Below are 5,376 nucleotides of genomic sequence, written 5' to 3' on the forward strand. Positions count from 1 at the left end.
GGTAAAAACCCTGGCGATGACCTACTCTCGCATGGCTTAGGCCACACTACCATCGGCGCAGCTGCGTTTCACTTCCGAGTTCGGGATGGGATCGGGTGGTTCCACAGCGCTAATTTCACCAGGGAGACAGTTGGAGCGTCGCCATCCTAAGGAACGGATTAAGGCGCCTGCCTCTCGTAAGTCTTGTGACGTAGCGTGCACTTGGGATCTATCGACATGTCATGTCGGCCAAGGCAACTTGAGGTTATATGGTCAAGCCACACGGATCATTAGTATCAGTTAGCTCAATACATTGCTGTACTTACACACCTGACCTATCAACCACATAGTCTATATGGTTCCTTCAGGGGGCTTGTGCCCCGGGAGATCTCATCTTGAGGCGCGCTTCCCGCTTAGATGCTTTCAGCGGTTATCGCTTCCGAACATAGCTACCCGGCAATGCCACTGGCGTGACAACCGGAACACCAGAGGTTCGTCCACTCCGGTCCTCTCGTACTAGGAGCAGCCCCTCTCAAATCTCCAACGCCCATGGCAGATAGGGACCGAACTGTCTCACGACGTTCTGAACCCAGCTCGCGTACCACTTTAAATGGCGAACAGCCATACCCTTGGGACCGACTACAGCCCCAGGATGTGATGAGCCGACATCGAGGTGCCAAACACCGCCGTCGATATGAACTCTTGGGCGGTATCAGCCTGTTATCCCCGGAGTACCTTTTATCCGTTGAGCGATGGCCCTTCCATACAGAACCACCGGATCACTAAGTCCTAGTTTCCTACCTGCTTGATCCGTCGATCTTGCAGTCAAGCACGCTTATGCCTTTGCACACAGTGCGCGATGTCCGACCGCGCTGAGCGTACCTTCGAGCTCCTCCGTTACTCTTTAGGAGGAGACCGCCCCAGTCAAACTACCCACCATACACGGTCCCCGATCCAGATTATGGACCTAGGTTAGAACGTCAAGCACGACAGGGTGGTATTTCAAGGATGGCTCCACCACAGCTAGCGCCATGGTTTCATAGCCTCCCACCTATCCTACACAGACGAACTCAACGTTCAGTGTAAAGCTATAGTAAAGGTTCACGGGGTCTTTCCGTCTTGCCACGGGAACGCTGCATCTTCACAGCGATTTCAATTTCACTGAGTCTCGGGTGGAGACAGCGCCGCTGTCGTTACGCCATTCGTGCAGGTCGGAACTTACCCGACAAGGAATTTCGCTACCTTAGGACCGTTATAGTTACGGCCGCCGTTTACTGGGGCTTCGATCAAGAGCTTCGCCTTGCGGCTGACCCCATCAATTAACCTTCCAGCACCGGGCAGGCGTCACACCCTATACGTCCACTTTCGTGTTTGCAGAGTGCTGTGTTTTTGATAAACAGTCGCAGCGGCCTGGTTACTGCGGCCCTCTTCAGCTATAGCTCGCATGAGCCACCAAAAAGGGCGCACCTTCTCCCGAAGTTACGGTGCCATGTTGCCTAGTTCCTTCACCCGAGTTCTCTCAAGCGCCTGAGAATTCTCATCCTACCCACCTGTGTCGGTTTACGGTACGGTCTGCGTAAGCTGAAGCTTAGGAGCTTTTCCTGGAAGCGTGGTATCAGTGACTTCGTCTTAAAGACTCGTCTCGGTGCTCGGTCTTAAAGGATCCCGGATTTGCCAAAGATCCAAACCTACCGCCTTTCCCCCGGACAACCAACGCCGGGTACACCTAACCTTCTCCGTCCCTCCATCGCACTTACGCGAGGTGCAGGAATATTAACCTGCTTCCCATCGACTACGACTTTCGTCCTCGCCTTAGGGGCCGACTCACCCTGCGCCGATTAACGTTGCGCAAGGAAACCTTGGGCTTTCGGCGTGCGGGTTTTTCACCCGCATTATCGTTACTCATGTCAGCATTCGCACTTCCGATACCTCCAGCAGACTTCTCAATCCACCTTCAACGGCTTACGGAACGCTCCTCTACCGCGTACATATAAATATGCACACCCCAAGCTTCGGTTCACTGCTTAGCCCCGTTAAATCTTCCCCGCAGACCGACTCGACCAGTGAGCTATTACGCTTTCTTTAAAGGGTGGCTGCTTCTAAGCCAACCTCCTGGCTGTCTGTGCCTTTCCACATGGTTTTCCACTTAGCAGTGAATTTGGGACCTTAGCTGTGGGTCTGGGTTGTTTCCCTTTTCACGACGGACGTTAGCACCCGCCGTGTGTCTCCCATACAGTCCGTCTCGGTATTCGGAGTTTGCAATGGTTTGGTAAGTCGCGATGACCCCCTAGCCATAACAGTGCTCTACCCCCGAGAGGATACATATGAGGCGCTACCTAAATAGCTTTCGAGGAGAACCAGCTATCTCCGGGTTCGATTAGCTTTTCACTCCTAATCACAGCTCATCCCCGTCTTTTGCAACAGACGTGGGTTCGGGCCTCCAGTACCTGTTACGGCACCTTCACCCTGGCCATGACTAGATCACCCGGTTTCGGGTCTACTGCCCGCGACTATGCGCCCTTATCAGACTCGGTTTCCCTTCGCCTCCCCTATACGGTTAAGCTTGCCACGAACAGTAAGTCGCTGACCCATTATACAAAAGGTACGCAGTCACTCTTTCGAGCTCCTACTGCTTGTACGCACACGGTTTCAGGATCTATTTCACTCCCCTCTCCGGGGTTCTTTTCGCCTTTCCCTCACGGTACTGGTTCACTATCGGTCGGTCAGTAGTATTTAGCCTTGGAGGATGGTCCCCCCATGTTCAGACAGGGTTTCACGTGCCCCGCCCTACTCGTCTTCACTGGAGTGGCCCTTTTAAATACAGGGCTATCACCTTCTATGGCCAGCCGTTCCAGGCTGTTTTTCTAGAACCATTCCAGCTTAAGGGCTAGTCCCCGTTCGCTCGTCGCTACTCAGGGAATCTCGGTTGATTTCTTTTCCTCTGGTTACTTAGATATTTCAGTTCACCAGGTTCGCTTCCAGCAGCTATGTATTCACTGCAGGATACCCGCAAGCGGGTGGGTTTCCCCATTCGGACATTACCGGATCAAAGCTTGTTGCCAGCTCCCCGATACTTTTCGCAGGCTGCCACGTCCTTCATCGCCTCTGACCGCCAAGGCATCCACCGTGTGCGCTTATTCGCTTGACCATATAACCGCAAGTTGCCTTGGGTTACATATATGACCTGGGGGTACAAAGCCCAGATACGAAATATAACGACTCAATTAATAAGAAGACATTTAAGTCTTCCGCCTTAGCCTCACGACACGTCTAAGATAGAATCTCAAAACGCTCGCTACGTCACAAGTTTTAAAAGAACACGTACCAGCCACAATGCTGATCCGTAATAAATTCTTTGTATGCGCTAGTCATTCAGAGTGGTGGGTCTGGGTAGACTCGAACTACCGACCTCACCCTTATCAGGGGTGCGCTCTAACCACCTGAGCTACAGACCCAATGTCCGTTCAGCTCATTGCTACCGCGTCGATAAACTCGCGGCGTGTGGTGGAGCCTGTCGGGATCGAACCGACGACCCCCTGCTTGCAAAGCAGGTGCTCTCCCAGCTGAGCTAAGGCCCCATATACGGGACTATCCACATCGGCTTGGCCGACGTGAAACTCTGAATGCAGGTTACTTGTGAAGACGCCCGACAGGACGATGCTGTCTTTGCTCAAAAGGAGGTGATCCAGCCGCACCTTCCGATACGGCTACCTTGTTACGACTTCACCCCAGTCATCGGCCACACCGTGGCAAGCGCCCTCCCGAAGGTTAAGCTACCTGCTTCTGGTGCAACAAACTCCCATGGTGTGACGGGCGGTGTGTACAAGGCCCGGGAACGTATTCACCGCAGCAATGCTGATCTGCGATTACTAGCGATTCCGACTTCATGGAGTCGAGTTGCAGACTCCAATCCGGACTGAGATAGGGTTTCTGGGATTGGCTTGCCCTCGCGGGTTTGCAGCCCTCTGTCCCTACCATTGTAGTACGTGTGTAGCCCTGGTCGTAAGGGCCATGATGACTTGACGTCATCCCCACCTTCCTCCGGTTTGTCACCGGCGGTCTCCTTAGAGTTCCCACCATTACGTGCTGGCAACTAAGGACAAGGGTTGCGCTCGTTGCGGGACTTAACCCAACATCTCACGACACGAGCTGACGACAGCCATGCAGCACCTGTGTTCGAGTTCCCGAAGGCACCAATCCATCTCTGGAAAGTTCTCGACATGTCAAGACCAGGTAAGGTTCTTCGCGTTGCATCGAATTAAACCACATACTCCACCGCTTGTGCGGGCCCCCGTCAATTCCTTTGAGTTTCAGTCTTGCGACCGTACTCCCCAGGCGGCGAACTTAACGCGTTAGCTTCGATACTGCGTGCCAAATTGCACCCAACATCCAGTTCGCATCGTTTAGGGCGTGGACTACCAGGGTATCTAATCCTGTTTGCTCCCCACGCTTTCGTGCCTCAGTGTCAGTGTTGGTCCAGGTAGCTGCCTTCGCCATGGATGTTCCTCCCGATCTCTACGCATTTCACTGCTACACCGGGAATTCCACTACCCTCTACCACACTCTAGTCGCCCAGTATCCACTGCAATTCCCAGGTTGAGCCCAGGGCTTTCACAACAGACTTAAACAACCACCTACGCACGCTTTACGCCCAGTAATTCCGAGTAACGCTTGCACCCTTCGTATTACCGCGGCTGCTGGCACGAAGTTAGCCGGTGCTTATTCTTTGGGTACCGTCAGAACAACCGAGTATTAATCGACTGCTTTTCTTTCCCAACAAAAGGGCTTTACAACCCGAAGGCCTTCTTCACCCACGCGGTATGGCTGGATCAGGCTTGCGCCCATTGTCCAATATTCCCCACTGCTGCCTCCCGTAGGAGTCTGGACCGTGTCTCAGTTCCAGTGTGGCTGATCATCCTCTCAGACCAGCTACGGATCGTCGCCTTGGTGGGCCTTTACCCCGCCAACTAGCTAATCCGACATCGGCTCATCTATCCGCGCAAGGCCCGAAGGTCCCCTGCTTTCACCCGAAGGTCGTATGCGGTATTAGCGTAAGTTTCCCTACGTTATCCCCCACGAAAAGGTAGATTCCGATGTATTCCTCACCCGTCCGCCACTCGCCACCCATAAGAGCAAGCTCTTACTGTGCTGCCGTTCGACTTGCATGTGTTAGGCCTACCGCCAGCGTTCACTCTGAGCCAGGATCAAACTCTTCACTTAAAAACGCATAGTCCGAGGACTAAAAATTTAAAGCTGCAGATGCTTGACCGCTGGCAACGTTTCGCTTGCTTTAAAACAATTGATATGTTGCTTGATCAAACGTCTGCAAGATGGACATACATCCTTCCTGCAGGCGCCTTCACAAGATACCTGCGCATACTGTCAAAGAACTTTGGA

At 53.2% G+C, this 5,376-nt stretch carries 2 tRNA genes and 3 rRNA genes; all 5 read right to left on the minus strand.

The window, feature by feature from the left end:
* Positions 1–8: 8 nt before the first annotated feature.
* The 5 genes from rrf to ABE464_RS19035 all read right to left on the minus strand — a co-directional run bounded on the left by rrf (position 9) and on the right by ABE464_RS19035 (position 5,199).
* A 5S ribosomal RNA gene (rrf, locus tag ABE464_RS19015) occupies positions 9–123 on the minus strand.
* A 125-nt stretch (positions 124–248) separates the two neighbouring features.
* Positions 249–3,127 (minus strand): 23S ribosomal RNA (locus tag ABE464_RS19020).
* A gap of 230 nt (positions 3,128–3,357) precedes the next feature.
* Positions 3,358–3,434: transfer RNA gene (locus tag ABE464_RS19025), tRNA-Ile, on the minus strand.
* Between the two features lie 47 nt (positions 3,435–3,481).
* Positions 3,482–3,557, minus strand: a tRNA-Ala gene (locus ABE464_RS19030).
* A 95-nt stretch (positions 3,558–3,652) separates the two neighbouring features.
* A 16S ribosomal RNA gene (locus ABE464_RS19035) occupies positions 3,653–5,199 on the minus strand.
* The 16S, 23S and 5S rRNA genes sit together here with 2 tRNA genes alongside, the layout of an rRNA operon.
* Between the last annotated feature and the right edge of the window lie 177 nt (positions 5,200–5,376).

It is taken from the genome of Stenotrophomonas sp. TWI587, assembly GCF_039674145.1.
Classification (GTDB): Bacteria; Pseudomonadota; Gammaproteobacteria; order Xanthomonadales; family Xanthomonadaceae; genus Stenotrophomonas; species Stenotrophomonas maltophilia_AY.